We start from the raw sequence: 4165 nt of genomic DNA, 5'->3' as shown, positions 1-4165 counted from the left end.
CAGACGGCCCCCGCCCGGTACCCACCACCTTGACCAAACACATAGGGGCACCCCCGGGAGAGGGGGCCTATCCGTGCCTGGGCAGCCGCGGATGACCGCCCGCGGGCCCCTCACGCCGGGGCCGGTGGCCGGTGGCCACCACGACACCCAGCAGCAGAACCAGCACAAGGACCAGGACACCCACCACCCCGGTCCGGGCGTGCAGAAGGCCGCCGGCGAGCGCCCCAGCGGCCAGCATCACCACCGACACGCCCCGCCGCAGGCCGGCGGGCCCGTGCCGGTCCACCGCGAGCCCGGTCAGCGTCCGCGTCATCACCGTGGTGGTCAGGTCCGGCACCCCCAGGCGGTGCACGACGGCGTTCTGCAGCCCCATCCCGCACGCCAGCGGCACCAGGACCGCGTACCGGCCCCAGCCGGCCGTCTGGGCGCCGAGCGCGAGCGCGACCAGCAGGAGTTGGAACCCGATCAGCACAGCGAACAGCTCTCCCGGCTCGCTCTGACGGCGCCACGCGCCCCCGGCAACGGCCCCCGCCACGAACCCGGCCAACGCCACCGCCGAGGCCAGGGCCGACAACTGCGCCACACCCGACAGAGCGAACCCGAGGAACACCACGTTGCCAGTCATGTTGGCCACGAACACCCGCCCCAGCCCGAGGAAGCTCACCGCGTCCACGAGTCCGCTGACGAAGGTCAGCACCAGCAGCAGGGGAACGAACCGCGCGTAGCGATGCCCCTCGGGGAACAGCCACCGAGCGACCCTGCCTCCGCTGCTCACCGCGGCCTCTCCCCGCCGGTCCGCCCCCGGCCTCGGCGGGCGGACCCGCGACGGGGGCTACCAGCCTCATTGGTGATGTGGGTTCTCTTCACCTGCTCACTGCAGCAGAAGGGGGTGAGGCAGTCGGGGGTCCCACGCCGGACGCGAGCCCGGGTATGTATCCCGGTGAGAACGAACAGGGTCGTCCAGCACCGGTGCTTGGCTGGTGCGGGCGGGCGTGGGCGCAGACCGAGGGCCCTGACCACGCGGTGACGACGTGGCCGCGGAAGAAGCAGGCGCAGCTGCCCGGCGTCTCGGTGTCGGTCCGGCAGGTGTCGCAGGCCCGGTCGGTCGCCGAGCAGCGCTTGTACGAGGCGGTGGCCCTCGCCGGGTTCCGGGCCGACCCGTCGCTCACGCCGGCGCTCGCCGAGCTATTGGTCGTGCCGGAGAGCCAGGGAGGCTTGGAGCTGGAGTGGCTGGATACTCCACCGAGGAAGTCGACGGATGCGGCGATGGTGCGGGGCATGGAGCGGGTGGAGGAGATCTCGGCGTACGCGCCGGGGCCGGGTGAACCTGTCCCTGGTGCCGGTGAACCGTCCTCGACGCCGCTGAGGACGACGGGGAAGAGCCCCGGCATTCCGGGCGTGTCCGGGACGTCGTGCCGTTCGTTCGCTGCTTGCTACCGGGCCCTGGGACCGGGGGCGGGCGGGGTGCGCGGTCGCAGGCGCTCTCCCTGCGGCCCGAACATGATCAGATACTCGACCGGGCCGCCGGGGCCTGCGTTCGCGACTCCGTGGGGAGTGCGGGTGTCGAACTCGGCAACGTCTCCGGCACTCAGGACGAGGTCCTGGCCGCCGAGCGCGAGCCACAGCCGCCCGTACAGGACGCACAGCCATTCCCAGCCGTCGTGGGAGACCTGCCGGGGCCGCGCGGGCGGCTCCTGGACGGCGGGAAGGACGTGTTTGTGGGCGTGCAGGCCCCCGACGTACCTCGTCAGCGGCAGCACCGCCTTGTCGTCGCCGAAACGCTGGAGAGCGGAGGTTCGGGGCTCGGCGGCGGGGGCGGTGCCGGCCAGTTCGTCCAGGGAGACGCCGTACTCCTTCGCCAACTTCAGCACCACTTCAAGGGTGGGCTTGCGCCGGCCGGTCTCGATCCGCGACAGCGTGCTCAGGGAGATGCCGGTCGCGTCGCTGACGCCGGTGAGCGTGGCACCGCGGTGTTCGCGCGCGGCCCGCAGCCGGGGGCCCATCTCCGCCAGCATGTCGGCCACATCGTCGCCTGTCACCCGCTCGGCTCCCTTCCGGACGCGCCTCTCCACCGCCTTGTCCTGCAAGTTTGCCAGTATGGCAAGGGAAATCGCGGTGAACGGTCGCTGCGCAGCATGATCGATGCGTACCTGCATCCGCCCTTGAGCCCAGGAGAAGCACCCATGCAGCCCGAGCCGTCCGCCGCACTGCGCCACCGCACCGTCGAGTCCTCGGCCGGGCGCATTCACCTGGTCGAGCAGGGCACCGGCCCGCTGGTCCTGCTCGTGCACGGCTTCCCCGAGTCCTGGTACTCCTGGCGCCGCCAGCTCCCGGCCCTCGCCGCGGCCGGCTACCGGGCGGTGGCGATCGACGTACGCGGCTACGGCCGCTCCTCCAAACCTGCGGAGACCGACGCCTACCGGATGCTGGACCTGGTGGAGGACAACGTCACCCTCGTACACGCCCTCGGCGAGGAGAACGCGGTGGTCGTCGGCCACGACTGGGGCTCCAACATCGCCGCCACCTCCGCCCTGCTCCACCCTGAGGTCTTCCGCGCCGTCGCTTTGCTGAGCGTCCCGTACGCGCCGCCCGGCGGCCCCCGCCCCACCGACGTCTTCGGCCGGATCGGCGGCCCCGAGCAGGAGTTCTACGTCTCCTACTTCCAGGAGCCCGGCCGCGCCGAGACGGAGATCGAGCCTGACGTGCGGGGCTGGCTCGCGGGCTTCTACGCCGCCCTGTCCGCCGACACCATGCCCGCCCAGGACGAGCCCGACCCGCACTTCGTCGCCCACGGCGGCCGGCTGCGGGACCGGTTTCCCGCCGGCATCCTCCCCGACTGGCTGACCGAAGAGGACCTCGACGTCTACGCCGGAGAGTTCGAGCGCACGGGTCTGACCGGCGCCCTCAACCGCTACCGCAACATGGACCGCGACTGGGAGGACCTCGCCCCCCACCGCGGCGCCCCGATCAAACAGCCCGCCTTGTTCGTCGGCGGCACCCTGGACGCCTCCACCACCTGGATGTCCGACGCCATCGACGCCTTTCCCACCACCCTCCCCGGCCTGACCGCCTCCCACCTCGTAGAGGGCTGCGGCCACTGGATCCAGCAGGAACGCCCCGAGGAGGTCAACCGTCTGCTGACCGGCTGGCTCAACAGCCTCACGGGCTGAACCGCCAGGCGTGGGCGGCCCCACTGCTCGCGCAGTCCCGGAGCGGGGACGAGCAGGAAGTTCCCGTACAGCAGTACTTACACGCGGAGTCCACTCGACCGGCCTGCCGCAAGGAAGCTGCCCGTCGGGGGCCGTCCCGGTGTGAAGGACCGGCAGGACCAGTGACTGCTCACACGCCGGGCTGCGATCATCGGCGGATGACGACGGACGGGGCCAGGTGGCGCTTCGCCGCCTGTTGGGCCACGGCACGGCCGGGCCGGGCGACCAGCACGCGCACACGACGCTGACGCAGGCCCTCGTCGACCGGGGCACGCCCCCGGTCGACGAGGGTTCCACGCGCGAACGTGTGGAGCGGAGCCTCGCGCAGGCACCCGATGGACAGCTCCTGCAGGTCGCCGAGCGCCTCCTGAGTCCAGCGCCGCCTGAGCCGCCACCATGAACGAGCACCTGCGCCCCATGGGCCTCGAACTCCGGCAGAGCGGCCCCCTGGGCGGGTACCCGCGCTTCGCTCTGGTTCCGCTCCAGTTCGCTCACGCCCGGGCGCCGAAGAACGTCGTCTTCGCCACGCCTTCGAAAGCCCGACATCCGGTTCCTGTCCGCAGTCGACAACGACGTCGAAGCCGTCAACGGCGACGCCCTGATCTACGACCGCACCGTCACCGACGACGGCATCCTCCGGCGGGACCTGCAATCCTGGTGGCAGGAGCGAGAACACCTCACCGACCCGGACGAGGCCACGAAGAGCCTCTGCGCGCGGCTCCCCGCCGGTCTGCCCGACAACTCCCCCACCCAGCGCATCGTCCTGGAAGTCGACGGCTCCCAGCACCACACGCCCGACCGCGGCCGGGCACCCGACACCGCCAAGTACGCGGCCGTGGTCGCAGCCGACCGCGACCTCAGACTCAGCGGCCATGAGGTCTACCGCTTCGGCCACGACGAGCTGCGGGACGGTACCGAAGCGAAGGGGGGGCGGTGGCCCCGGCCGGGGAACGGCC

General features: G+C 72.0%; 3 protein-coding genes. 1 reads left to right on the top strand and 2 read right to left on the bottom strand.

Annotation, left to right across the window (positions count from 1 at the left end):
- Positions 1-67: 67 nt before the first annotated feature.
- Together IE321_RS40945 and IE321_RS40940 are read right to left on the bottom strand one after the other, a co-directional pair.
- The gene (locus IE321_RS40945) at positions 68-775 is read right to left on the bottom strand and encodes a YoaK family protein (RefSeq protein ID WP_190226700.1); all 708 of its coding nucleotides are present in this window, start codon (positions 773-775) and stop codon (positions 68-70) included.
- Between the two features lie 658 nt (positions 776-1433).
- Positions 1434-2039: a helix-turn-helix domain-containing protein gene (locus IE321_RS40940; protein WP_190226699.1), complete on the bottom strand. Its 606-nt coding sequence runs from the start codon at positions 2037-2039 to the stop codon at positions 1434-1436.
- A gap of 144 nt (positions 2040-2183) precedes the next feature.
- Here IE321_RS40940 and IE321_RS40935 point away from each other — a divergent pair, with 144 nt between their 5' ends.
- Positions 2184-3170 carry an alpha/beta fold hydrolase gene (locus IE321_RS40935; protein ID WP_190226698.1) on the top strand — a complete coding sequence of 329 codons (987 nt, stop codon included), beginning with the start codon at positions 2184-2186 and terminating at the stop codon, positions 3168-3170.
- The last annotated feature ends 995 nt before the right edge of the window (positions 3171-4165 follow it).

Origin of the sequence: Streptomyces hydrogenans (assembly GCF_014656075.1) — a bacterium.
GTDB classification, from domain to species: Bacteria; Actinomycetota; Actinomycetes; order Streptomycetales; family Streptomycetaceae; genus Streptomyces; species Streptomyces hydrogenans.
This window is presented reverse-complemented; position numbering and strand designations above follow the sequence as displayed.

Bases quoted from the DNA above. Each gene is read 5' to 3' on its own strand.
- IE321_RS40935 (WP_190226698.1), top strand. From the start codon at position 2,184: ATGCAGCCCGAGCCGTCCGCCGCACTGCGCCACCGCACCGTCGAGTCC.